The organism is Bradyrhizobium sp. USDA 3397 (genome assembly GCF_054060965.1).
On the sequence record NZ_JBSSDS010000001.1, the window covers coordinates 691,806 to 717,068 of the forward strand.

The window sequence follows — 25,263 nt, forward strand, 5'->3', positions numbered from 1 at the left end:
AGGGCGGCATTTGAGGAAACTGAAAATCGGCCGTTCGAGCCGAACTTCAGCAAGGGGAGGCGCTAATGCTTACGCGCGCAGGAGCGATTTCAACGGCACTGATGCTCGCAATTGCCATGACGGTGCCGGGCAGGGCGAAGGCGCAGGAATTTCCGTCGCGACCGCTATCCATCCTGGTGATCTATCCTGCCGGTGGTCCCGCCGATCTGATGGCTCGTGCGCTGGCGGAAGTATTGCGAGAGCGCCTCGGCCAGCCAGTAATCGTCGAAAACAAGCCGGGTGCCGGCGGTCAGATCGCGGGCACCGCCCTGATCCGCGCGCCGGCGGACGGACACACGCTTCTCATCGGTGACACCGCTTCGCTCGGAATCAACAAGGCCGTCTATGCGAATTTCAGCTACGACCCGCTGACAGATCTGGAGCCGGTTGCTCCACTGATGTTGATGCCGATGCTGCTTTATGTGCCAAAATCCAGCCCGTTCAATTCAACCGCCGATCTTGTTGCCGCAGCAAAGTCCAAGGCGCTGAATTATGCTTCGCAAGGCAACGGCAGCCTAGGCCACCTGCTCGGGGAAATGCTCAAGGCGGACGCGGCCATCCAGCTGGTTCATGTCCCCTACAGAGGTTCAGCGCCGGCGATGCAAGACCTGATAGGTTCGCAAGTTGACCTGCTGTTCGACGGTTTGGGACCCGGGCTGCCTAACGTCAGTGCGAACAATATCAAGGCGCTCTTCGTTGCGGGGCCTCAGCGCTTGCCGCAATTACCGAACGTACCCACTGCAGACGAGGTCAGGCTGCCCAATGTCGTGATGTCTTTGTGGCTCGGGGTTGTGGTACGGGCGGGTACACCCGAGCCAGTTGTCCAGCGGCTCAGCGAAGAGGTCGGCTATGCGATGCGGCAGCCGCAGGTCACCAAGCGATTTCTCGATCTCGGCTTTCAGATTCTCAACATGACGCGCGCGGAATTCCGCGAATTCGTCAAGAACGAAGCCGGCAAGTCAACCGCGTTGGTGAAAGCCCGCGGCATCTCCGCCGAGTAAGTCCATGACCCTTAATCTTGCCACCCGCACTGTCACCAGGGCGCGAGAACGAATGACCCTGGACGCGGAAGTCTGCGTCGTTGGAGGCGGTGCCGCAGGAATCATGGCGGCCCTGACGGCAGCCAGCCTAGGCCGCAAGACCGTCCTGCTCGACGCCATGCCGACGATCGGCGGCCAGCTTGTCGGGACGTTGCTCGGCACGATATGCGGCCTCTATTCCAACGGCCCGCGGCCATACCGCGTTACGTTCGGCGCGGTCGACGATATGCTGAACGAACTGCATCGCGCCGGCGCAATCCACGCCCGCCGTGCGCTGGACACGATCGTTCTACAGTACGACGAGATGCTATGCGGTCGCTGGAGCGAACGGGCACTCTCGCGTGCAAATGTGAACCTGGTGCTGGGTGCCGTCCTGCGCTCGGCCCGTGTTGAAAGTCGTCGCGTTGTCGAGCTTGATGTGTCGACGCGATGGGGCGATTTGGCCGTCCGCGCGGATGGATTTGTCGACGCCTCGGGCGATGCTGCCGTTGCATGGCACGCCGGATTACCTGTGCGCGAACCCCATCAACCCCAATGGGGCACGCAGATGATCTTGCTAGAGGGCTTCGCGGAAGATGCGATCCCCAATTTCGACGGATTCCATGTCGCAGAGGTTCTGAAGAACAAGAAGGCCGAATACGGTCTGAGCCGCGAGGATGGATTCATCTTCGCATTTCCCGGCCGCGGCGTGGCGACCGTCAACATGACGCACATGCCCAATCCGACCGAGCCAATCGCGGCCACGCGCGCTACGCTCGAGGGCAGGGACCAAGCCGACAAGGTGCTGGAATTTTTGCGGCGGGAGTTTCCGAGGTCGATGGGCCAGGTCCGTATCCGGGCCTACGGTTTGCCCGGAATCAGGCAAACCCGCTGGTTCGTCGGCGCGCACCAACTCACCATCGATGAAGTCCGGACCGGCCATCGCCCCGCCGATGCCGTAGCGCGCTGCTCATGGCCGGTCGAGGCGCATGACAGCGCCGAGACAGTGCATTGGGAAACTTTCGAGGATCGCAACCACATGCACTATGTGCCGTTGGGCAGCCTCGTGCATCGGGATAGCGACAACTTGATCGCGGCAGGCCGATGTATAGATGGCGACGTCGCGGCTCTGGCCTCGGTCCGTGTCATGGGACCCTGCTTTGCGATGGGGCAGGCAGCTGCCCACGCTCTGGATATTTCCGGCGGCAAGTCCCTACACGACGTCGATTCGAGCCGGCTCGCAAATCGCCTGCGCGACAATCTCGACGGCGCGAAGATCGATCGGTGGTGCGATGGTGTCTGACCCTGGCATGCGCTTCGCTCCACCCGCGGAGGTTACGAAACATACCCTTGTTGATGCTGCGTCATACGACGTCGACATCTACAGCGATGAGGTGATCGCCGAGCCCTACGGCCATTATCAGGCCATTCGCGATGCAGGCCCGGCGGTATGGCTGCCCAGGAACGGACTGTGGGCGGTCGGCCGCTTTGCCGATGTACGCTCGGTGTTGATGAATCACACGAAGTTCTCCTCAGCCCGCGGGGTCGCCGCCAATGAATTGATCAATTCTTCTTCGATCGGCAACACGATCACCAGTGATCCACCCGAACACACCAAAATGCGACGAATCATACGCGCGCCGTTGACGGCGCCAGCGCTAAAGGATGTTGCCCCGCGGATCGAGGCCGAAGCCGATGCGCTGGTCGCGCGTCTGGTGAAGCGGGGGAGTTTCGATGCGATAGAAGATTGTGCTCGACATTTACCGGTGTCGATCGTGTCCGATCTGGTGGGGCTGCCCGAGGATGGACGTGCGAACATGCTGCGCTGGGCGGCTGCGACGTTCGATGCGCTTGGTGCCATGAATTCGCGCGGCACGGCGGCCTTGCCGCAGATACAGGAGCTTCACGCTTATTGTCGCGATCCTTCCACCATCGCCCGTCTCAGACCCGACGGCTGGGCGGCCGCGATCTGGAAGGCTGCAAAAGGCGGAGAAATTTCGATGGAGAAATGCCCGGCGATGATGCGTGATTATATCAGCCCGAGCCTGGACACCACGATCTTCGCCACGGGCAGCCTGATCTGGTTCTTCGGCGAGAATCCCGACCAGTGGGACTTGGTGCGACGGGATCCGTCGCTGATCTCCGCAGCCATCAACGAAGCCGTAAGGCTGGAGTCTCCGATTCGGGGCTTCACCCGGGTCGTGGCGGAAGACACGGTTTTGGACGGAGTGAAACTCTCCGCCGGATCGCGAGTCCTCGTGCTTTACGCGTCAGCAAATCGCGACGAGCGTAAGTGGGAAGAACCAGAGAAATTCAACGTGAGACGGGATGTCCGTGATCACCTCGGTTTCGGAATCGGAGCGCATGTTTGCGCCGGGATGCATCTAGCGCGCCTGGAGATCACTGCGTTGATGACGGCTTTCGCACGCCGGGTATCCCGCTTTGAACTGGGGATGCCAACCAGGGCCGTCAACAACGTGCTGCGGGGGTTCACGAGTCTGCCGGTGACGGTTCGATAAGGCGAGGCGAGCAGCACGGCTCCGTTCTTGCCGCTCGATTCGCGAATGGGGTGTATGGGTTCGAGTCCTGGTCGGCCAGCATCGCGTGGGACAATTCGATCACCCAATTCATTGCCGGCATCAGCTTCGTAAAACGGCTCTGCATCGGAAATCGGGTGGCACTGTTCGCCCCGTCGCCCTAGGTCAGCGGGCTCGGCCAAGGGATGTAAGACCTCATGCCCCCAAGCGACCACAGGATCGACGCGCGCGACTGGTCGCTCCTCGCGGTGCTCTCGATCCTCTGGGGCGGCTCGTTCTTCTTCAACGGCGCGGCTCTGCGGGAATTGCCGCCGCTAACGCTGGTGTTCCTGCGTGTCGCGCTTGGCGCGGCCATTCTCGTTCTGTTGCTCCGCATGCAGGGGATCGGCTTCCCCAAGGGCGCGGCGGGCTGGGCGCCGTTCATCGCGATCGGGCTGCTCAACAACGTCATCCCGTTCTCGCTCATCGCGATCGGCCAGACTTTCATTCCGAGTGGGCTGGCCTCGATTCTGAACGCGACCACGCCGATGTTCACGGTGGTGGTGATGATTGCGGCGGGCCAGGAGGGCTTCCAGGTTCGCCGCACGGCCGGGGTGGCGCTCGGCCTTGCCGGCGTGATCCTTCTGCGCGGATGGGGTTTTGAGACGAGGCCGGGGCAGGGGCTCGGCATCCTGCTCTGCCTCGGCGGCGCACTGAGCTACGGCTTTGCGGCGCTGGCGGCGCGGCGCTTGCCGAAGGACGCAGTGCCGCTCGGGACCGCCACGTTCCAACTGATGGCATCGACCGTCATGATGGCGGTCGTCGCTGGCGTGGTGGAGCGGCCTTGGCAGCTACCGATGCCGCGCCTCACGACCTGGCTCGCCGTGCTCGGCCTCGCCGCGCTTTCGACGGCGCTCGCCTACATCGTCTTCTTTCAGATCGTGCGGCGCTCGGGTGCGAGCAACGTGATGCTGGTGACGCTGCTCATTCCCGTAACCGCCATCCTGTTGGGATGGCTGCTGCTGGATGAGCCGATCTCCGCGCGCGAGATCGCGGGCGCAATCGTCATCGGCAGCGCGCTGCTGGTGATCGACGGGCGTGCACTCGGCTCACTGCGCAGGCTCTCGGCCGCCGGTCGCTCCTCTGGCTTTCGGGAAACCCGGCGCTGCGAAACTGAAAGGGGCGGGCCTAACCCGCGCTGAGCCGTACGCCGGCGCGCAAGAACTTCTGCGGATCCACCGCTTCGCCTTCGATGCGGGTCTCATAGTGCAGGTGCGGACCGGTGGAGCGACCGGTCGAGCCGACGAGGCCGATGACCTGGCCGATCTTCACGACTTCGCCGACCCTGACGTTGATCTCGGAGAGATGGCCGTAGCGGGTCGAAAGCCCGTTGCCGTGGTCGACCTCGACCATGCGGCCGTAGCCGCCGGACCAGCCGGCGGAAACCACCTTGCCGTAGGCGGTGACGCGGACGGGATCACCGCTGGCGGCGCGGAAATCGAGGCCGGTGTGCATCGCGGGCCGACCCAGGAAAGGATCGCTGCGCACACCGAAGCCGGACGTGAACTCGACCTCGCCGATGACGGGCTTGCGATACGGCACCAGCGCCAGCGTGCGGTTGAGACGGTCCATCTCGGCGCGCGTGGTGTGGATGCGGTGAAGCTGCTTCTCGAACGGTCCGGCATTCGCCGTCAGCTTGACGGGGACGAACGGTCCGCCCATCGCGCTGCGCGGCACCGCGGCTTCGAGATGGGCAAGGTTCAGGCCGAGATCGCTGACCACGCTGCGCATCCGGCGCATGCGCGAATCCATGCTTTCCTCGGCCGCGTTGAGCGCCGCCATCTGGCGACGCTCAACCTGATCAAGCGAGGCCGTGAGCCGTACCAGCACGTTGTCGAACCCCTGGTTCTTGGCGAACTGTCTGGTCGGCGCCGCCAATACGTTCGGCGCGCGCGATTCGAGGCGCGCTTCGCGATCCGGCGGCGCCACGAAGATCACGGTGTCGCTGATCGGCGACGGTTTTGGCGTGGTCGGGCTTGCATCGCTCCGCTGCGGGGCGGTGCGGGGAATCGAGCCGGTCACGTCGGGCATGGCGCCAAGCGCCGTGGCCCGGGACTCCAGCGCCGTCTGGCGCTTCATGATCTGGTCGAGCTTCTGGTCGAACTGTTCCTGGTCGAGCAATTGACGGCTGGTGGTGCGATCGATCTTGGCGCGCAGCTCGGCGATGCGGTCCTCATAGGCGTATTGCATCTCGGCCTGGCGGGCGATCAGCCGGGTCAGGACGTCGTCACGGAACGCGAAATAGGTGGCGGTGGCGGCCGACCACAGTCCGAGCAGCACGACGGTGCCGACCACGATCCAGAACACCACGGGCCCGAAGCGGACCTGCTTGCCGGCATGCACGATGGTGTAGGCATCGTCGGTGGCGGGCAGGGGAATCGCGGTCACCGCCGCCGGGGCACCCAGGGGGCGCCGGAAAGCCCGTCCGTGGTCGTGAGGATGATGTTGGGGGTACTGCGAGTATTGGGCAGAACTTTTCGACATCGGCACTCCCGCGCCGGTCGGATGGGTTCCTTGCGGCTCAATTGCCGCCGCAATCTGGGCCGCGCATGGTTAATTTTCCGCAAATGGGAACGCGCGAATTTAAAGGATTGGTTAAAGGCTCCTTGCCGCCTCCAGCACTTCGTCGGCATGGCCATCGACCCGGACATTGCGCCAGATCCGCGCTATCTTACCGTCGGTCCCAACCAGGATCGTGGTGCGAAGAATCCCAAGGAAGCTCTTGCCATACATGGACTTTTCGCCCCAGGCCCCATACGCCTCCAGCATCTCATGCGTCTCGTCCGAGATGAGGGGCACGCCGAGCTTGTGCTTGTCGCGGAACTTCTCCTGGGCCTTTAACGGATCGGCGGAGATGCCGAGCACGGCGGTGCCGGCGGCAGCGAAGGCGCCCGCGAGGCGCGTGAAGTCGATCGCCTCCCGCGTGCAGCCGGGGGTGTCTGCGCGGGGGTAGAAGAACAGGACGAGCTTTCGGCCGGCATAGTCGGCCAGCGTGACCACGTCGCCGCCATCGCGCGGCAGGCGGAAGGCCGGGGCCTTTTGGCCCTCGGCCAAGCCGGACTTCAAGCCGGACTTCAAGCCCGACTTGACCGCAGCCGGAGAGGAGGCGGATTTGGAGGATTTTAACTGTTTCGATGGGGCCTTATGTGATCCTGCTTTTGCTATGGTCGCAGCTGATTTGCGTGCCGGTGTCCGCTGCGTTTTCGCGGATCTTGTTTGAGTCGATGCCCGCGTTTTTGCGGACTTCGTTGTAGCGGTCGGACTGCCGGAGGGCGTTTTGGACGATTTCTTTCGGGATTTCTTGGACATACGCCTTCCTTTCGACGCTTTCGACAGGTCAACCGAAGCGGTATTGCAGCTCTTGTCCGGCGAGCCGGAATCGTGCCCTCGGCTGGGCAAGTCTGGCGACGCCGGAGTATGGTTACAAGGAATTCCACGCACCACCCCACTGCTCGTTGAACGCGCTCCCGGGGCGAAATGACGAACAGCAGGAATATTCGAGGTATGGCGGCAGTGCCGGCGCAGGGAGCGTCACTTCCCGCGAACGGCTGCGGTCCCGGCGGCGCTCAATCCTATGACGGGCGCCTGTATCGAGAGGCAATGGCAAGGAATACGTCGCCCCAGGACTACAACCGGGATTTTGATCGGCGCGGCGGCCAATTCGAGCCGCAGGAGTGGGACGACGCCGACTGGGATCCGGATCAGGAAGCGGCTGCACGCAATCGCGCACGCCGGTTGCTGGCGCGTTCCGGCTCGGGCTTTCTTCGCTTCGGTGGTGGATTTGGCGCGCTGCGCCGCTGGACGGGTGGGGGACGCTGGCTGAAGCGCCTTGCGGTGGCCGTCGCCACCGTCATCGTCATTTTCATCGGCTGTTTCGGTGCGCTGTGGTGGCGGCTCGGTGCCGGTCCCATCAGTCTGGACATCGCAACCCCGTGGCTCGCAGCCGCGATCGAGGACAATATCGGCCACGGCAACACCGTTGAGGTCGGCGGCACTCAGATCGAGCGGGCGGGCCGGGTCCGCGTCGCCGTCCGCATCCGAGACATCATCGTTCGCGACCGCGATCACGCCGTCGTCGCCAGCGCGCCGAAGGCCGAGGTGAGGCTGTCGGGTGCGGCCCTCCTGATGGGGCACCTGCGTGCCGAGAGTCTCAACCTGGTCGATGCCGAGCTCGCCATCCGCATTGCGCCCGACGGCACCGTCACCGTGTCGGCCGGCGACACCGCAAAGCCGCTGGCGACCGGTGTCGCGTCCAAGAAGGACGCGGGCCTGCCGCCGACATTCCCACGCAGCGGTGTCCCCCCGCCGCCATTCGCGACCGCGCCTGCGAGCCCGGACGCATCGCAGGCTGCACCGCAGGCGACCGCGCAGAGCGGCATCCTTCAGGGCCTCGACTGGCTCGACAGCCTGAGCATGACGGGCCTCGACGGTCAGAACCTCAACGAGATCGGTCTGAAGAACGGCGTCCTGATCGTCGACGATCAGCAGCGCGGCAGCAAATGGTCGTTCGAGAACATCACGCTCAGCCTGCGCCGGCCGAGCCGCGGCGGCGTCGCGCTCAGCCTCGGCGAGCAGGGCGCGCGCCCGTGGATGCTGCGCGCCACGATCGGCCCGGCCGAGAACGGCGTGCGCTCGGTCGACATCAAGGCCGACAAGGTCTCGACCTCCAACATCCTGCTGGCGCTGCGGGTGAAGGACCTCACCTACACTGCCGACCTGCCGCTGACGGGCGAGCTCAAGGGCGAGCTCGGCCGCGACGGCGTGCCGACCTTCTTCCGCGGCAAGATCGCGGTCGGCGCCGGCAACATCATCGATACCGACACGCCCGACTACCCGATGGCAATCGACTCGGCCGAGATCAACGTCGAGTGGGATGCGAACCGGCGGGTGCTGGTCGCGCCGTTCAAGGTTCTCTCCGGCGCGAACCGCCTGACGCTGCTGGCCCATGTCGAGCCACCCAACGGCAACATCAACGACTGGCAGCTCGGCTTCAGCGGCGGTTCGATCCTGCTCGGCGGCATCGACAACGAGCCGCCGCTCGTCTTCAACCGCATCGCGATCGGCTTCCGCTTCGACACCGACCACAAGCGCATCCTGCTGACACAGGCCGACGTCTCCAACGGCGAGATCGGCGTCGCCGGCACCGGCGCCATCGACTATTCGGGCGAGCCGCGGCTCACCCTCGGTTTTGCGGGCACGCCGATGTCGGCCTCGGCCTTGAAGCGGATGTGGCCGACGCTGATCGTCCCCGAATTGCGTGAATGGGTGATCGAGCGGATCGAGCGCGGCACGCTCCAGCGCATCGAGATCGGCGTCAACTCGCCGACCAGGAACCTGCCGCGCAAGGGTCCGCCCATTCCGGACGACGGCCTGTCGGTCAACATCGTGGCGAGCGGCGTTGCGGTCCGGCCCGTGGACGGCATGCCGGTGGTGCGCGATGCCGATCTGAAGGCGCGCGTGACCGGTCGTACCGCGACTGTCAACATCGGGCAGGGCATTGCCGATACCCCCGCGGGCCGCAAGGTCACTATCTCCGACTTCGTCTTCGAGGTGCCGGACATGGCGCCCAAGCCGTCGCCGTCGCGGAGCAGGTTCCGTGTGGAGGGGCCGGTGCCCGCGGCCGCTGAAATGCTCGCCAATGATCGGCTGAGCGACCTGTCGGCGACCGTCGTCGATCCCAACACCAGCAAGGGAACGTTCTCGGCGAACATTCAGCTTGGCATGCCGGTCAAGGGCGAGCTGACCAAGGCCGACACCACCTACGCCGTCACCGCCGATCTCAACGGCTTTGCCGCCGACAAGCTGGTGATGAACCAGAAGCTGGAAGCCAACAACCTCAAGATATCAGCCAACAACCAGGGCTATCAGGTCAAGGGCGACGTCAAGATCAACGGCCAGGCGGCCTCGCTCGATTATCGCAAGCCGGCCGAGGGCGACGCGGATGTCAGGCTGCAGGCGACGCTGGACGATGCCAGCCGCGCGCGGCTCGGCTTCGATCTCAGCCCCGCCGTCATCGGATCGTTGCCGATCAAGCTGTCGGGCAAGATCGCGAGCGGCGCGGATCAGACGACGAAGCTCGGCGTCGAGGCCGATCTGACCTCGGTCAGGCTCGACAACATCCTGCCTGGCTGGGTCAAGCTGCCGGGCAAGTCCGGCAAGGCCAGCTTCAAGGTGGTGCCGACGGCGCAATCGACGCGTTTCGAGGACATCGTCATCGAAGGCGGCGGCGCCTCGATCAAGGGCTCGCTCGAGCTCGACGCGAACAGCGATCTCGTGAACGCGAACTTCCCGACCTACGCGCCGTCCGACGGCGACAAGGCCTCGCTCAGGGTGGAGCGCAGCCAGGACGGTGTGCTGCGCGGCACCATGCGTGGCGACGTGTTCGACGGCCGCGGCTTCCTGAAGTCGGCGATCTCGGGCAATTCCAAGGACGACAAGAACAAGCTGAAGAACGTCGATTTCGACATCGATGTGAAGCTCGGTGCGGTCGCCGGCTTCAACGGCGAAGCCATGCGCAGCCTCGACGCCAAGATGTCGAAGCGCAACGGTGCCATCAAGGCGTTGACGCTGAGCGGCAAGATCGGCCGCGACACGCCTGTCGCGGCAGATCTGCGCGGTGGCCGCGCCCAGGGCAGCCGCGAGGTGATCTACCTGCAGACCAATGATGCCGGCGCGCTGCTGCGCTTCACCGACACCTACACCAAGGCGGTCGGCGGCCAGATGGTGGTGGCGATGGAGCCGCCGGCCTCCGAGCCGAACACCGCGCGTGAAGGCCTGATCAACGTGCGCGACTTCACCGTGAAGGGCGAGGCGCAGCTCGAGCGCGTGGCTGCCGGCGCGCCCAACGGCACCGGCAACGGTGTCTCCTTCAGCGCGCTGCGCGCCGAGTTCACCCGGCAAAACGGCGCACTCACGATCCGCGATGGCGTGGTCAAGGGGCCGATGATCGGCGCCACCATCGAGGGCTCGATCGACTATCCCGGCAACCAGGTCTGCATGAGCGGCACCTTCGTGCCGATGTACGGCGTCAACAACATCTTCGGCCAGATCCCGCTGTTCGGCATCTTCCTCGGTGGCGGCAACAATGAGGGGCTGATCGGCGTGACCTACGAGGTCGTCGGCACGCCAGCCGCGCCCGTGATGCGCGTCAATCCGATCTCGGCGATGGCGCCGGGCCTGTTCCGCAAGATCTTCGAGTTCAACACCGGCAAGCAGAACTCGCCGTTCGAGGAATTCCCCTCGCATTCGAACGACGGCTCGACCGGATCGACGCGCCAGCTGTCGAGCGGTTGCACCCTCGCGCGGCGGTAGCGGCGATCTGCTTCTCTCCGACGTCATGGCCGGGCTTGTCCCGCCTGCGCGGCCGAAGCCGCTTCGGCGCGGCGAAAGCCGGGCATCCACGCTCTTCGTGCGGGGAGCCAAAAACGTGGATGGCCGGGACAAGCCCGGCCATGACGCAAGTGGAGATATTCGGGCCTGAAGGCTACGCTGCGCGCACGCCCTTCAGGAACGTGCCGACCTCGCCGGAGAGCTGCTCGGCCTGCTTGGAGAGGTTGCTGGCTGCCGCGAGCACCATGCCGGCAGCGTTGCCGGTCTCGTTGGCTGCGGTGGAGACGCCGCCGATATTGGTGGTGACCTCCTTGGTCGCCTCCGCGGTCTGCGAGACGCTGCGGGCGATCTCGGCGGTGGCGGCGCCTTGCTCCTCGATGGCCGCGCCGATCGAGGTGGCGATGCGGCTGACCTCCTCGATGGTGGCGGTGATGCCGCCGATCGCATCGACAGCTTCCTTGGTGGCGCCCTGAATCTGGGCGATCTTGTCGCCGATCTCGCGGGTGGCTTCCGCGGTCTGGCTCGCCAGCGACTTCACCTCGGAGGCGACCACGGCAAAGCCGCGGCCGGCTTCGCCGGCGCGCGCAGCCTCGATGGTGGCGTTGAGCGCGAGCAGGTTGGTCTGCGCCGCGATGTTGGAGATCAGCTCGGCGACATGCTCGATCTGCTGGGCGCCGTCCGAGAGTGCGCGGACGATGGTGTCGGTGCGGCGGGCGCTGTCCACCGCACGTCCCGTGACCTCGGCGGATTGGGCGACCTGGCGGCTGATCTCGGTGATGGAGGAGGAGAGCTCCTCGGCGGCGGAGGCGACGGTCTGGACACGCTGGCTGGCCTCATTGGCGGCCGAGCCGACCAATGCGGCGCGGCGATTGGTGCCTTCGGCGGTCGACGACATCGACTTGGCCGTGGTCTCCAATTCACCGGAGCCGGAAGCCATCAGGCCGACGAGCTGGCCGACGGAGGCATCGAAGCGGTCGGCAAGGGCGATCAGGGCCTCGCGCTTCTCCTGCTCGCTGCGGGCCTTGGCCGCGACCTGCTCGGCCTCCAGCGTGCGGGCCGTGAGCGCGGTCTGCCTGAGGATTTCGAGCGTCTCGGCCATGCGGCCGATCTCATCGCCGCGGTCGGTCTCCTCGACCGGCTTGTCGATGGCGCCTTCGGAAATCGCCTGCATGCGGCTCTTCTGACGGTCGAGCGCGCCGAGCACGTCGCGCGCGATCAGCCAGGACAGCGCCGCCATCAGCAGCATCAGGCCGATGCCGATGGCGCCAAGCTCCAGCGTCAGGGCGCGCACGTCGGCGTCGATGTCGTCGACATATAGGCCGTAGCTGATGATCACGTTCCAGGGCGCGAACTTGCGCGCGAACACGGTCTTGCGGACCGGCTCGGTCTGGCCGGGACGGGGATAGAGATAGGAGGTGACGCCGCCCTGCGCAGTCTCGCTGCCGGCCTTGATGATGGCGTCGGCGATCAGCACGCCGTTGGAATCCTTGGTGCCGGTGATCTTGCCTTCGAGCTGCTGATTGGCGCCGTTCACGACCAGGGAGCCGTCCGGATTGTAAACCACCGGATAGCCCTGGTTGCCGTTGAAGTTCATGCGGCGGCCGCGCTGGTGGAACAGGCTCTTGGCCTCGGCCACCGTCAGCTTGCCGGCAGTCACTTCGTCCTGGAGCGCTTGGGCGTAGTTGTAGAGGAGCTCGACGGCGGTCCGCATCTGCTGGACGCGGTCTTCCATCATCCGGCTCTTGCTGAGCACGGCCGATACGCCGATGATGGCTGTGACCGTGAGAGCCGCAAGGCAGACCATGCTGGCAAGCTTGGTACGGATCTTCAGATGACTCAGCAGTTTCATCACAGCCCCTACGGAATGGTTGTTATTGCTCGCACCGGTAGCATGAAGTTCTTACCAATCATGAATGGAGGCATGCGGCGGCCTGCTGCGAGGACGGCGCAGGCGCGTGCGCAATCGTGCAGGCCAATCGCCTTGCCGATGGGCTCCAGTCCTTCCGGGAGAAGGGAATCGGTCTTGGGTTTTGGCAGCTAGACCGTCTGGACGGACCTGCAATGAATCGATTCGTTCATCGCATCATCATGTCTCTGCTGCTCGTCGCCGCCCTCGTTCTGATCTGGAACGTGCTGGGGACGCGCTGAGACGGCACCGGAGATCTGCCGGTGCCGTCGTCGTGCTTAGCGGATGAGATGTGCTTCAGCGGGCGCGGATGCGCGGCCGGTCCCGCGGCTATTTCTTGCCCATCGCTGCGTCGACGCTGACCGGGCCTCCGCCCGCCGCCGAGAGATACAGGCAGGCGAAGCAAAACAGGATCGCCAGGGTGCCGTTGTTCAGCAGCGGCAGGAACACCGGCGTCTCGCCCCTGAACATGTGGCCCATGAAATAGGCGAACGCCATTTCACCGGACAGGATGAAGGCCGACAGTCGCGAGAACAGGCCGATCATGAGCAGCCCGCCGAGCACCAGTTCGAGCGCGCCGGCCGCGCCGTAAAGCGACATCAGCTCGACCTTGGCGAACATCGGAACAGCCGGAAACTTGAACAGCTTGGCGACGCCGTACTGGAACAGCAACAGGCCGGTGATGAAGCGAAACAGGCTCAGGAGAACCGGTTGAAAGCGAGTGAGATAAGGAAAGTCCATTGGTTTGCCCTCCATCCAATGCTGGACCCAATGCTGCGACTTGGACCGCATTCGCTTCCGCCTCGCAAGCCACCCCGGATCAATTCAGCACTGACATTTTCGTCATGTCGGACAAAACACCGCAAGGCCCGCCGCCAGCGGCACGCGACCCTCCTTTTGGCGCATGTTCGCCTCGCGCTCGTCCGTAGGATTCCGGTGAAACCAGGGTGTGCAGGTTACGTCGGGGAGACCTACTCCCGCAAAGCAGGGACGACCAGGAACGGAATCATTCCGAGGATCACGCTCGCAAGTGCGAAGGCGAGCAGGAGATCGTAGCCGTGTGTGACATCGTGGATCAAGCCGCCGCTCCATGAGCCGAAGGCCGAGCCGAGGCCGCTGCCGATCGAGATCGTGCCGAAGATGGTGCCGACGCGTTCTCCGCGAAAGATCTTCATCGCGGTGGCGCTGATCAGCGGCCCGCGGGAGCCCATCATGCTGCCGAAGCAGATGACGAAGCCGGTGAGCAGAATGACGTTGGGATAGTACTGCAGCAGCCAGAGCAGAACGATGCCGAGAATCGAGATCGCGTAGCTGAGCAGCACCGACGGCCGGCGTCCGATCAGTCCGTCGAGCGCGGAGACGCCGAGCATGCCGAATACCAGCACGATTCCGGAGAAGCCCCAGGCGGTCGCAGCCTGGAGCGGCGGAAAGCCGGCGTCGATCAGATAGGCCACGATCTGCGCCGCGATCGCATACATGCCGACCGCGGTGAAGAAGAAGGTCGAGAACAGCGCCCAGAATGCGTGGTGGCGCATCGCGCTCGCGAGCGTCCAGCCGCTGTCGACGAAGTCAGGATCGCTCTTCTTGGCGATGTGCGGCGAGCCGGCCGCGAACATGCGCCAGGGCAGCAGCAGCAGCGGCACCAGCAGGGCGAGCGCGGCGAGGCCGAACAGCTGATAGGTCTCGCGCCAGCCGAGATGATCGATCAGGAGCTGCGAGGCCGGCAGCAAGGCCAGCACGCCGCCGCCCATCGCCGAATAGACCACCGCCATGGCGGTCGGCAGGCGTGGTCCGAACCAGCGGCCGAGCAGGATCGAATTGGGCACATTGCCGATGAAGCCAACGCCGATGCCGACGCAGATGCCGATCGAAAGCTGGAATTGCCAGAGCGCTTGCGCATGGCTCGCGATCAGAAAGGCCGAACCGAGCAGGAGCAAGCCGACCGCATAGACGAGCCGTGGCCCGGAATGATCGAACAGGCGCCCGACCAAGGGTGCGGTCAGCCCGCTGACGAGCCAGGTGAGGGAGTAGATCGAGACGGCCTGGGCGCGGTCCCAGCCCAGGCTTTCTGAGATCGGCTTGAGGAAGACCGTGAAGCTCTCGCTCAAGCCCCGACCAAGAACAGCCAGCGTGAAGCAGAGGCCGAGCACGACGAGTGCGGTGCGCACCGCGTCCCGCCCGGTGCTACCGATCCGTTCCTTGCTCGTTTCCGCTGTCGTTCCCGCTTTCGTTTCCCTGGGCGTGTTCTGGTCCATTGCCGTCAGGGAGCGCGCATCCGTGCGCCCTGACAAGCAGTGAAAAGCTCATACGCCTATGCAGGCTTGAGTAGCACGTGCTTCTTTTTGCCTAGTGAGACTTTGATAGCCCCGTCCTTGAGGTCCGCCGAAGTGAGCATTTTCATGATGCTATCGACCGTCTCGTCATTGATTTTCACGCCGCGGGAATCGATCAGGCGGCGAGCTTCGCCGTTCGATCGAACCAGTTTGGTGAGTTGAACCGCAATGAGAACCGATAGCCCCTCACCAAACAGGTACTTCTGCTCGTGTTCGGGTATTAGGACCGTAGGCAAAGTCTCCGCGGTTGCCCTTTCCTCGAAGGTGCGGCGCGCGGTCTCCGCGGCTTCGTTTGCGGCGTCGCGGCCGTGCAGCAGCGCGGTCGCTTCGGTTGCGAGCACCTTCTTGGCCTCGTTGATCTCCGAGCCGCCGAGCGCCTCGAGCTTCCTGATCTCGGCCATCGGCAGCGTCGTGAACAGTTTCAGGAACTTGCCGACGTCGGCGTCCTCGGTGTTGCGCCAGTATTGCCAGAAGTCGTAGGGGCTGAACTGGTCGGCGTTGAGCCACACCGCGCCTTGCGCGGTCTTGCCCATCTTGGCGCCCGAGGCGGTCGTCAGCAGCGGCGTCGTCAGCGCGAACAGCTGGTGGGTGCCCATGCGGCGGCCGAGATCGACGCCCATGATGATGTTGCCCCACTGGTCCGAGCCGCCCATCTGGAGGCGGCAGCCGGTGCGCTTGGCCAGCTCGACGAAGTCGTAGGCCTGGCAGACCATGTAATTGAACTCGATGAAGCTCATCTCCTGCTCGCGCTCGAGGCGCAGCCGCACGGAATCCATGGTCAGCATGCGGTTGACCGAGAAGTGCCGGCCGACGTCGCGCAGCATCTCGATCCAGTTCAGCTTGGTCAGCCATTCCGCATTGTCGAGCATGACCGCGTCGCTCTTGCCCTCGCCGTAGCGCAGCACCTTCGCGAACACGCCGCGGATCGATTCCTTGTTGGCCTCGATCTCGGCGATGGTGCGCATCGCGCGCGTCTCATCCTTGCCGGAGGGATCGCCCACCATGGTGGTGCCGCCGCCCATCAGTGTGATCGGCTTGTTGCCGGACTGCTGCAGCCAATGCAGCATCATCATGGTCAGGTAGTTGCCGATGTGCAGCGAACGGGCGGTGCAATCGTAGCCGACATAGGTGGTGGCCTCGCCCTTGGCGGCGAGCGCGTCCAGCCCCTCGAAATCGGAGCACTGATGGATGAATCCACGTTCCTGCAGGGTGTTGAGGAAATCCGATTTAAATGCAGTCATCTGTCGGCGTGCCTGACAATTCTTGGTTTACCGTTTTGGGGGCAATTTAAGGGTCTTCCGCGGGAACCCGGTTGGCCGCCCGCCACTTGGCGCGTTGGCATTATAAGATGTGCCCCTCTGGCACAAGATCGGCATGCCAGCGCGGGTCTCTTGAGGATGCTGGTCCATGATGTTGACAGCACTCGGTTTGATGAGCGGCACCTCGCTGGACGGGGTGGATGTCGCGCTGATCGAGACCGACGGAAAGCAGGTGAAGGCGTTCGGGCCATCCAGTTACCGGCCCTACGGCCCGGCCGAGCGCAACCTGCTGCGCCAGGCCTTGAGCGAAGCCGTGCATCTGCAGCAACGCGACGCCCGCCCGGGCATTCTGGGCGATGCCGAGCGCGCAGTGACGCAGGCCCATGCCGAGGCGGTCGCCGCCTTCCTCGCCCAGAACCGGATGAGGGCGGAGGACGTCGACATTGTCGGCTTCCACGGCCAGACCGTGCTGCACCGGCCCGAAAGACGGCTGACGGTGCAGATCGGCGATGGGCCGGCGCTGGCAAGGGCCATCCATATACCCGTGATGCACGACTTCCGCGCCGCCGATGTCGAGGCCGGCGGGCAGGGCGCCCCGCTCGTGCCGGTCTATCACCGCGCGCTCGCCCATTCGCTGGAGCGCGAAGGGCCCATCGTCGTGGTCAATATCGGCGGCGTCTCCAACATCACCTATATCGACGGCAACGATGCGTTGATCGCCTGCGACACCGGCCCCGGCAACGCGTTGCTGGACGATTTCATGTACCGCACCATGAACCAGGCATTCGATGCCGAAGGCAAATTCGCTGCGCTCGGCAAGGTGGATGATGCCTGGATTGCGCGGGCGCTGGAGCTGCCCTTCTTCGCAAGCCCGCCGCCGAAATCGCTCGACCGCAACGATTTCGCGGCCCTGCGGCTTGGCGACGTGCTGCCTGCCGACGGCGCGGCGACGCTGACCGCCTTCACCGCCGCCGCGATCGCCCGAATCATTCCGCTGTTGCCGCGGCGGCCGCGGAGCTGGATCGTCTGCGGCGGCGGTGCCCGCAACCTCACCATGCTGCGGATGCTGCGGGAGCGGGTGGGCTCGGCCACCGTCGAGGCGGCCGAAACGCTCGGCTGGGCCTCGGACGCGATCGAGGCGCAGGCCTTCGGCTTTCTCGCCGTCCGCGGCATGAAAGGCCTGCCGCTGTCCTATCCGGCGACCACCGGCGTGCCGATGCCGATGACCGGCGGGGTGATCGCCAGGCCCTGAAGATGACTGCCTGAGGATCACGCTCGGTTGATGCGAATGCATTGATCTTGACGAGTTAATGCAGATGCATCTATATTGGATGCAATTGCATCTAACAGCCGGATCGTTGCCATGACATCTTCGCTTAATACGCCCGCTTCACTGAAACTGATCAGCCACAAGCTTTGTCCCTACGTGCAGCGCGCGGTGATCGCGCTGAAGGAGAAGGGCGTGCCGTTCGAGCGGATCGACATCGATCTCGGCAACAAGCCCGACTGGTTCTTGAAGCTCTCGCCGCTCGGCAAGGTGCCGGTGCTGGTGGTGACGACGGAGCAGGGCGAGGTCGCGCTGTTCGAGAGCAACGTGATTTGCGAATACATCGAAGAAACCCAAGGCGCCGCGAAGCTGCATCCGGTCGACGCGCTGAAGCGGGCCGAGCACCGCGCCTGGATGGAGTTCGGCTCGGCGATCCTCGGCGACCTCTGGGGCTTGGAAACCACGACCGATCCGGCGATCTTCGAGAGCAAGCGCCAGGCGCTCGTCGCAAAGTTCGCGCGGGTCGAGGCCGCGCTCGGCGCGGGCCCGTACTTCGCCGGCGAGGCGTTCAGTCTGGTCGATGCGGTGTTCGCACCTGTCTTCCGCTATTTCGACCTGTTCGACGAGCTGACCGAGCACGGCATCTTCCGTGACGTGCCGAAGGTCCGTGCCTGGCGCGCCGAACTCGCCAAACGGCAGAGCGTGCGCACGGCAGTGGGCACGGACTATCCGCAATTGCTGCGGGCCTTCCTCGTGCAGCACGACGCCCATCTGTTGAAGCTGGCGGCCTGAGGCCACGCCGATGTCACCGTCGATGGCTTGGCTGATGCTGGTGATCGCCGGCGCGCTCGATGTCGGCTGGGCGATCTCGATGAAATACGCGGAAGGCTACACGCGCGCAGGATGGAGCATCGTTTCGCTCGTGCTGCTCGCCGCCTTCGTGTTCCTGCTCGGGCGCGCCTTGAAGGTGCTCGAGGTCGGCGTCGCCTATTCGGTGTGGACCGGCATTGGCGCGGCCGGCACCTTCCTGATGGGCGTGGTGCTGTTCGGTGAGACCTTGAGCGCGATGAAGCTTGCCGGCATCGCGCTCGTCTTGATGGGGATCGTCGCGCTCAAGCTGGCGTAGTCAGTTGCTGCGATCAGATGCACCCATCCGCGAGCAGCAGCCTGCTGGTCGTCGTCGCCTGACGCAGTTTGAACAGGGGTTGAATGTCAGGATCATCCAAGAAGGCCTGAGCCTTCTCGCGGTCCGCAAATTCGATGATGACGAGACGTTCGGGCGCCCAGTCGCCCTCAATCGTTGTCGGCTCGACGCCGCGGACGAGGTATCGCCCTGCGTGCTTGGCGATGAACGCCGAAACTTCAGCGATGTAAGTCTTGAATCCGGCGTAGTCGTTCACCGAGAGATCAAGAACCAGATACGCCTTCATCGCTCGCAATCTCCAGCGTGATGGGTCCGCAGCCATGCCGCGAACCCATCCACGTCGGAAGATATTACCGCACGTTGGCGAGCCGCATGTCCAGATACGCCGTGATGGTTTCCATCAGCGGCTCGAGCTTGGAATCGAAGAAGTGGTTGGCGCCGGGGATGATCTGCTGATCGATCACGATGCCCTTCTGCGTCTTCAGCTTCTCGACCAGCGTGTTAACGTCCTTGGGCGGCACCACCGCATCCTTCTCGCCATGCACGATCAGGCCTGAGGACGGGCAGGGCGCGAGGAACGAGAAGTCGTAGAGGTTGGCCGGCGGCGCGATCGAGATGAAGCCCTCGACCTCGGGGCGGCGCATCAAGAGCTGCATGCCGATCCAGGCGCCGAAGGAGAAGCCGGCTACCCAGCAGGCGCGCGCCTCGGGATTGATGGTCTGCGCCCAGTCGAGCGCGGCGGCCGCATCGGACAATTCGCCGGTGCCGTGGTCGAACGAGCCTTGGCTGCGGCCGACGCCGCGAAAGTTGAAGCGCAGCACCGAGAAGCCGCGATGGGCGAAGGCGTAGTAGCACTGGTACACGATCTGATGGTTCATCGTGCCGTGGAACTGCGGATGCGGATGCAGGATCATCGCAATCGGCGCGTTCTTCTGCTTGGCCGGGTGATAGCGGCCTTCGAGGCGGCCGGCAGGGCCGGTGAAAATGACTTCAGGCATCGATGATCTCTGATTTAAGTCCCTTGGAGGTGATCCCTGCGCAATCGTCCGATTGTGGCTCTCGCAGCGTTGCCGCCGACGAGAGCACGGATGAAGGGTGGAGAGGCGCGCCCTCGGATGATGCGCGAGTGGCGCGCAGGTGAACTGACGCGCGCTTCTAACACAAGGCCAGGGTCAAAAAGCAAGCTTCTTCGACATCTCTCAATCAGCTCAAGAGCTTAGCCAGTCATTCCAATGTCATCTCTGGGTGCCTGCCGCGACCTGGACCCGCCTGAATCAACCGAAGCACGGCAAGAGCCGGCCGTCCTGCCGAAGGGCGCTATCCAACTCATTGAAATCACGATTGTTTAGGGGGCGCCTGGGGCGATTCCCGCCGGCGCGGTTCCGCTTCCGAGCGAGGCGACCGCCGGCCGGTAGCGCCGGCTGCCGCCGAGCGTCTGGCCATTGTCGAAGGCGAGCTCGAAATCCCCTGATGGCTTGAGCTCTACGCCGCGCACCCGGTCGAGATTGGCGAGCTTGGTCCGGTGGACACGAACGATGGAAAAGCGCGCCAGCTCGCTTTCCGCCGCCGCCAGCGTGCCCCGTATGAGGTGCTGGGTGCCGTCGGCGAGGCTGTATTCGATGTAATTGCCGGCTGACGCGACCCAGAGGATATCGCGCGGCACCACGCGAATGCGGCTGGTGCCGTCGCGCAGCCAGATCAGATCGGGGGACGATGGCTGCGGCGGGGTGGGCGGCGCCGACGGTGCGACTGCCGCGCTCTTCAGCTCACGCCGGCTTTCGAGCAGCCAGATCGTGGCGGCGATCAGGACAAAGGCCACGGCGTCTTTGCGGAATTCGTATAGGACCGTCGCGAGCGAAAAACGGAAATCGTAGGCGCCGCCGGCGAGCCAGAGCGCGAGCTTCCGCACCCAGACCATGCCGGTGATGTGAAGGGTGGAGAAGCCGAGCAGGGCGATCGCCCCGATGGCCGCCTGGGCGGCGAGGCCGGGTGTCCGGCGCATGCGGCGGACCGCCAAGACCAGGATCGGCAGCAACAGCAGGATGACGGCGATGCTCGACATCTCCCAGAACAGCCGCCGGCCGATGTCGTAGCTGTCGCCGCGCCAGGCCGCGTCCTGGGCGAACGAAAACGCATTGACTACTCCGATCACGAGCGCGACGGCCGCGATCGCTGCGAACATCATCCGGTCGCCGCCGCTGATCCCGAAAGACCCGCGACTCGTCCCAGCCGCCGGCGGCTCATCCCCTCCTGTCCGATTCTGATCCCAAACCGGCTCGACGCGCGCCGCAGGCGGAGCATTTTCGGTGTCAGCCATTTTCGATGTCAGCCCTGGCCCCAAAACCGCGTTTGTCGTCCCGTCAAGGAGCAGAAAACCATGACAACACCACAGCAATCCCAAAGCTCTGAAAGGCGTATCGACCTGGATTGGGTGCGGATTTTAGCCTTCGCGCTGCTCATCTTCTACCACGTCGGCATGCTCTACGTGTCCTGGGGATTTCACATCAAGAGCGCGCACCGGCTGACGTGGCTGGAACCCGTGATGCTCTTCCTCAACCCATGGCGGCTGTCGCTGCTGTTCCTGGTGTCAGGGGTTGCCACCCGCTTCATGCTCGGGAAGTGGAGCCTCGCCTCGCTCGCCGGCGCGCGGTCGGCACGGCTCCTGATCCCGCTGATCTTCGGCATGCTCGTGATCGTGCCGCCGCAGGCCTATCTCCAGATCGTCGAAAGCCTCGGCTACCCCGCGGGCTTCTTCGATTTCTACGCCAGGCACTACTTTGCCTTCGGCGCGCAATTCTGTCCGAAGCCGTGCATCGTGTTGCCGACCTGGAACCATCTCTGGTTCGTGGTCTATCTGTGGGTCTACACCATGGCGTTGATCGGCGTGCTCGCGTTATGGCCGGCCGGCGCTGACTGGCTTGGCCGAAAGTTGGCTCGTGCGCTCACCGGCCCATGGCTCCTGATCGCGCCCTGCCTGCTGTATGCGGCCTGGCGCCTGGTGCTGTTCCCGGCTTTCCCGTCGACACACGCGCTGTTCGACGATTGGTACAACCACGCGGACCACGCCACGGCCTTCCTGATCGGTTTCCTGCTGGCCAAGCAGGACGGGATCTGGCGCGAACTCGAACGCCTGCGCTGGGCGGCCCTGCTGGCGGCCGCCGCCTGCTTCGCTGGTTTCATCCTGGTACGCGCCGGCCTGTTTGCGCCGTCGCCCATGCTGAAGTGGTTCGCCGCCTCGGCCTATGGCTGTTATCAATGGCTCGCGATCGCCGTTGTGCTGGGCTTTGCGCGGCGCACCTTCACAGCCGACAGCCCGGCACGGCGCTATCTGACCGACGCGATCTTCCCGTACTACATCGTGCATCAGACCGCGATCATCGTGATCGCGCATCAATTGCATGACAGCGGTCTGTCGGCTGGGATCGAAGCGTCCATTGTCATCGCCGGAACCGCGCTCACATGTGTGGCGACCTATGAGATCGTCCGGCGCGTTGCCTGGCTGCGGCCGCTGTTCGGATTGCAGGCGGTGCCGCGAAGCGTTGCAAGGATGGAGCAGCATCAACCGGCCTGACGAGCGCGCGCCCTCCGATTGGCCGGACGACAAAAGGTGCTAAGAGGGCCAGATGCCGAACCGTGTCTATCTCGACTGGAATGCGACCACGCCGCTGCGCCCCGAGGCGCGGGCGGCGATGGTCGCGGCCTTCGACCTGGTCGGCAATCCATCCTCGGTCCATGCCGAGGGGCGGGAGGCGCGGCGTTTGGTCGAAGAAGCCCGCGCGAGGGTTGCGGCCGCGGTCGGGGCGCAGCCGCGCAACGTCGTCTTCACCTCCGCTGGAACCGAGGCCAATGCGCTGGCGCTCTCGCCGGGTTTGCGGGGCCCGTCCGGAGGACCTGTCGAGCGGCTGTTGGTCTCGGCGGTCGAGCACGCCTCGGTGCTATCAGGCGGCCGGTTCCCGGCGGACAAGATCGGCCTGATCCAGGTCACGCGCTCCGGCGTGGTCGACCTCGATCATCTGAAGGCGCTGCTGAAGGGCGGCCCGCCGGCCTTGGTCTCGATCATGGCCGCCAACAACGAGACCGGCGCCCTTCAGCCCGTCACGGAGGCTGCAACCATCGTCCACGAGGCCGGCGGCCTGCTGCATGTCGACGCGATCCAGGCGATGGGCAAAATCCCGTTCGATATCAATTCGGTAGGCGCAGACCTTGCGACCTTTTCTGCGCACAAGATCGGCGGGCCCAAGGGGGTCGGCGCCCTGGCGATGACTGAGGGGATAGGCGGGCTGGAGCCGGTGCTGCGGGGCGGGGGGCAAGAGCAGAGCCGCCGGGCTGGAACCGAGAACATTGTCGGGATCGCCGCCTTTGGCGCGGCGGTGAAGGCTGCGCTTCAGGCTCTGCCGGAGGATGTGAAGCGTATGGCAAGTCTCAGAGATCGCATGGAAAATGGCCTTCGTGATATTCCCAGGACGACTGTCTTTGCGAAAGACGTGGCACGGTTGCCGAATACCGTGCTTTTCACGGCGCCGGGTTTGAAGGCCGAAACCGCCGTGATCGGCTTCGATCTGGAGGGCATCGCGGTCTCTTCCGGCTCCGCCTGTTCCTCGGGAAAGGTCCAGCCTTCTCACGTCCTGTCGGCGATGGGCTATGATCCCGCGGTGGCCCAGGGAGCGGTGCGTCTCAGTCTGGGCTGGTCCACGGAACCGGATGACATCAATAGGGCGTTAGAGGCTTGGCGAAAGCTTGGTAATACCCTACTTAAGGGTTGAGCGATGAAACACGGCTTGAACGGTTCTAAGCCCGTGCTTTCCGCAGAGAAATATCGTAATACTCGTCCGAGTTTGATCCACCGCGGTCCTTGAAACCGCGAGCGGAGGATGGAATGCCAGCCGTACAAGAGACGGTCGAGCGCGTGAAGCGCATCGACGTCGACCAATATCGTTATGGGTTTGAGACCCTGATCGAGTCCGACAAGGCCCCCAAGGGTTTGTCGGAAGAGACCGTCAAGTTCATCTCCGAGAAGAAGAACGAGCCCGCCTGGATGCTGCAGTGGCGGCTGGAGGCCTATCGGCGCTGGCTGACCATGCAGGAGCCGACTTGGGCCCGCGTCGACTATCCCAAGATCGACTTCCAGGACCTCTATTATTATGCGGCGCCGAAGCCGAAGAAGACGGTCTCGTCACTGGATGAGATCGATCCGGAGATCCTGAAGACCTACGAGAAGCTCGGCATTCCCTTGCGGGAAGTCGCGATGCTCGAAGGCGTCGAGCCGAAGCCCGGCGAAGAGGATCCCGCCCGCCGCAAGATCGCGGTCGATGCCGTGTTCGATTCGGTCTCGGTTGCGACCACGTTCAAGGCCGAGCTGAAGAAGGCCGGCGTGATCTTCATGCCGATCTCGGAAGCCATCCGCGAGCATCCTGAATTGGTGCAGAAATATCTGGGCTCGGTGGTTCCGACCTCGGACAATTTCTATGCCACGCTGAACTCGGCGGTGTTCTCCGACGGCTCGTTCGTCTACGTGCCGCCGGGCGTGCGCTGCCCGATGGAGCTGTCGACCTATTTCCGCATCAACGAGCGCAACACCGGCCAGTTCGAGCGCACGCTGATCATCGCCGACAAGGGCTCCTACGTTTCCTATCTCGAAGGCTGCACCGCGCCGCAGCGCGACGAAAACCAGCTGCATGCCGCCGTGGTCGAGCTCGTCGCCCTCGACGACGCCGAGATCAAATATTCGACGGTGCAGAACTGGTATCCCGGCAATTCCGAAGGGAAGGGCGGCATCTACAATTTCGTCACCAAGCGTGGCGACTGCCGGGGCGCCAACTCGAAGATTTCCTGGACCCAGGTCGAGACGGGATCTGCGATCACCTGGAAGTATCCGAGCTGCATTCTGCGCGGCGACAATTCGCGCGGCGAGTTCTATTCGATCGCGATCTCGAACGGCTTCCAGCAGGTTGATAGCGGCACCAAGATGATCCATCTCGGCAAGAACACGTCGAGCCGGATCATCTCCAAGGGCATCGCCGCCGGCAAGTCGCAGAACACCTATCGCGGTCTCGTCACCGCGCATCGCAAGGCGACGGGCGCGCGCAACTTTACCGCCTGCGACTCGCTGCTGATCGGCGACAAATGCGGCGCGCACACCGTGCCGTACATCGAGGCGAAGAACTCGTCCGCGACGTTCGAGCACGAGGCGACGACCTCGAAGATCTCCGAGGACGTGCTGTTCTACTGCATCCAGCGCGGGCTCAGCCAGGAAGAAGCGGTCGGCCTCGTCGTCAACGGCTTCGTCAAGGACGTGCTGCAGCAGCTGCCGATGGAATTCGCGGTGGAAGCGCAGAAGCTGATCTCGATCTCGCTGGAAGGATCGGTCGGCTAGCTCGGACCTCATCCTGAG

20 protein-coding genes are annotated in these 25,263 nt (G+C 64.3%); 11 read left to right on the forward strand and 9 right to left on the reverse strand.

Annotated features, from left to right (window positions below; all coding sequences use genetic code 11):
* Window positions 1-65 precede the first annotated feature (65 nt).
* The 4 genes from ACVWYQ_RS03320 (at window position 66) to ACVWYQ_RS03335 (ending at window position 4,776) form a co-directional block, all read left to right on the forward strand.
* Window positions 66-1,040, forward strand: a complete 975-nt coding sequence (locus ACVWYQ_RS03320) for a Bug family tripartite tricarboxylate transporter substrate binding protein (RefSeq protein WP_157285907.1) — start codon at window positions 66-68, stop codon at window positions 1,038-1,040.
* A gap of 52 nt (window positions 1,041-1,092) precedes the next feature.
* Window positions 1,093-2,361: an FAD-dependent oxidoreductase gene (locus ACVWYQ_RS03325; protein WP_404541343.1), complete on the forward strand. Its 1,269-nt coding sequence runs from the start codon at window positions 1,093-1,095 to the stop codon at window positions 2,359-2,361.
* Between the two features lie 7 nt (window positions 2,362-2,368).
* Window positions 2,369-3,577 carry a cytochrome P450 gene (locus ACVWYQ_RS03330; protein WP_404541341.1) on the forward strand — a complete coding sequence of 403 codons (1,209 nt, stop codon included), beginning with the start codon at window positions 2,369-2,371 and terminating at the stop codon, window positions 3,575-3,577.
* Window positions 3,578-3,792: 215 nt separating this feature from the next.
* Window positions 3,793-4,776 carry a DMT family transporter gene (locus tag ACVWYQ_RS03335; RefSeq protein ID WP_456725420.1) on the forward strand — a complete coding sequence of 328 codons (984 nt, stop codon included), beginning with the start codon at window positions 3,793-3,795 and terminating at the stop codon, window positions 4,774-4,776.
* Here ACVWYQ_RS03335 and ACVWYQ_RS03340 read toward each other — a convergent pair.
* Window positions 4,763-6,118 (reverse strand): M23 family metallopeptidase, encoded by a 1,356-nt coding sequence (locus ACVWYQ_RS03340; RefSeq protein ID WP_404541337.1) that lies wholly within the window; start codon window positions 6,116-6,118, stop codon window positions 4,763-4,765. The genes ACVWYQ_RS03335 and ACVWYQ_RS03340 overlap by 14 nt on opposite strands.
* Window positions 6,119-6,229: 111 nt before the next feature.
* A complete protein-coding gene (locus ACVWYQ_RS03345; protein ID WP_404541335.1) occupies window positions 6,230-6,943 on the reverse strand; it encodes a peroxiredoxin in 714 nt (237 codons plus the stop codon).
* 195 nt (window positions 6,944-7,138) lie between these two features.
* On the opposite strand from ACVWYQ_RS03345, the gene ACVWYQ_RS03350 reads away from it, so the two are divergent.
* A complete protein-coding gene (locus ACVWYQ_RS03350) occupies window positions 7,139-10,945 on the forward strand; it encodes a YhdP family protein (protein ID WP_271546701.1) in 3,807 nt (1,268 codons plus the stop codon).
* 172 nt (window positions 10,946-11,117) lie between these two features.
* Here the strand turns inward: ACVWYQ_RS03350 and ACVWYQ_RS03355 are convergent, their stop codons facing one another.
* The 4 genes from ACVWYQ_RS03355 to tyrS all read right to left on the reverse strand — a co-directional run bounded on the left by ACVWYQ_RS03355 (window position 11,118) and on the right by tyrS (window position 16,443).
* Window positions 11,118-12,812 carry a methyl-accepting chemotaxis protein gene (locus ACVWYQ_RS03355; RefSeq protein ID WP_404541333.1) on the reverse strand — a complete coding sequence of 565 codons (1,695 nt, stop codon included), beginning with the start codon at window positions 12,810-12,812 and terminating at the stop codon, window positions 11,118-11,120.
* 387 nt (window positions 12,813-13,199) lie between these two features.
* Window positions 13,200-13,610, reverse strand: a complete 411-nt coding sequence (locus tag ACVWYQ_RS03360) for a DoxX family protein (protein WP_271546697.1) — start codon at window positions 13,608-13,610, stop codon at window positions 13,200-13,202.
* Window positions 13,611-13,840: 230 nt separating this feature from the next.
* Entirely contained in the window at window positions 13,841-15,124 is a 1,284-nt protein-coding gene (locus ACVWYQ_RS03365) for an MFS transporter (RefSeq protein ID WP_404546221.1), read from the reverse strand.
* A gap of 56 nt (window positions 15,125-15,180) precedes the next feature.
* Window positions 15,181-16,443 carry a tyrosine--tRNA ligase gene (gene tyrS, locus ACVWYQ_RS03370; protein WP_404541331.1) on the reverse strand — a complete coding sequence of 421 codons (1,263 nt, stop codon included), beginning with the start codon at window positions 16,441-16,443 and terminating at the stop codon, window positions 15,181-15,183.
* Between the two features lie 166 nt (window positions 16,444-16,609).
* On the opposite strand from tyrS, the gene ACVWYQ_RS03375 reads away from it, so the two are divergent.
* The 3 genes from ACVWYQ_RS03375 (at window position 16,610) to ACVWYQ_RS03385 (ending at window position 18,854) form a co-directional block, all read left to right on the forward strand.
* Entirely contained in the window at window positions 16,610-17,713 is a 1,104-nt protein-coding gene (locus ACVWYQ_RS03375; protein ID WP_404541329.1) for an anhydro-N-acetylmuramic acid kinase, read from the forward strand.
* Between the two features lie 111 nt (window positions 17,714-17,824).
* Window positions 17,825-18,520, forward strand: coding sequence for a glutathione S-transferase family protein (locus tag ACVWYQ_RS03380; RefSeq protein ID WP_404541327.1), 696 nt, complete (start codon window positions 17,825-17,827; stop codon window positions 18,518-18,520).
* A 10-nt stretch (window positions 18,521-18,530) separates the two neighbouring features.
* Entirely contained in the window at window positions 18,531-18,854 is a 324-nt protein-coding gene (locus tag ACVWYQ_RS03385; protein WP_275499148.1) for a DMT family transporter, read from the forward strand.
* Window positions 18,855-18,867: 13 nt separating this feature from the next.
* Here the strand turns inward: ACVWYQ_RS03385 and ACVWYQ_RS03390 are convergent, their stop codons facing one another.
* The 3 genes from ACVWYQ_RS03390 to ACVWYQ_RS03400 all read right to left on the reverse strand — a co-directional run bounded on the left by ACVWYQ_RS03390 (window position 18,868) and on the right by ACVWYQ_RS03400 (window position 21,057).
* Window positions 18,868-19,158, reverse strand: a complete 291-nt coding sequence (locus tag ACVWYQ_RS03390; RefSeq protein WP_404541325.1) for a DUF1330 domain-containing protein — start codon at window positions 19,156-19,158, stop codon at window positions 18,868-18,870.
* A 64-nt stretch (window positions 19,159-19,222) separates the two neighbouring features.
* A complete protein-coding gene (locus ACVWYQ_RS03395; protein WP_025036034.1) occupies window positions 19,223-19,870 on the reverse strand; it encodes an alpha/beta hydrolase in 648 nt (215 codons plus the stop codon).
* Between the two features lie 347 nt (window positions 19,871-20,217).
* Window positions 20,218-21,057, reverse strand: coding sequence for a LytTR family DNA-binding domain-containing protein (locus ACVWYQ_RS03400; protein WP_456725421.1), 840 nt, complete (start codon window positions 21,055-21,057; stop codon window positions 20,218-20,220).
* A 192-nt stretch (window positions 21,058-21,249) separates the two neighbouring features.
* Between ACVWYQ_RS03400 and ACVWYQ_RS03405 the strand changes: the two genes are divergently transcribed.
* From ACVWYQ_RS03405 to sufB, 3 genes are all read left to right on the forward strand, one after another.
* On the forward strand, window positions 21,250-22,443 hold the full coding sequence (locus tag ACVWYQ_RS03405; protein ID WP_404541322.1) for an acyltransferase family protein: 1,194 nt from the start codon (window positions 21,250-21,252) through the stop codon (window positions 22,441-22,443).
* Window positions 22,444-22,495: 52 nt separating this feature from the next.
* The gene (locus ACVWYQ_RS03410; protein WP_404541320.1) at window positions 22,496-23,635 is read left to right on the forward strand and encodes a cysteine desulfurase family protein; all 1,140 of its coding nucleotides are present in this window, start codon (window positions 22,496-22,498) and stop codon (window positions 23,633-23,635) included.
* 113 nt (window positions 23,636-23,748) lie between these two features.
* Window positions 23,749-25,245, forward strand: coding sequence for a Fe-S cluster assembly protein SufB (gene sufB / locus ACVWYQ_RS03415; protein ID WP_275499138.1), 1,497 nt, complete (start codon window positions 23,749-23,751; stop codon window positions 25,243-25,245).
* The last annotated feature ends 18 nt before the right edge of the window (window positions 25,246-25,263 follow it).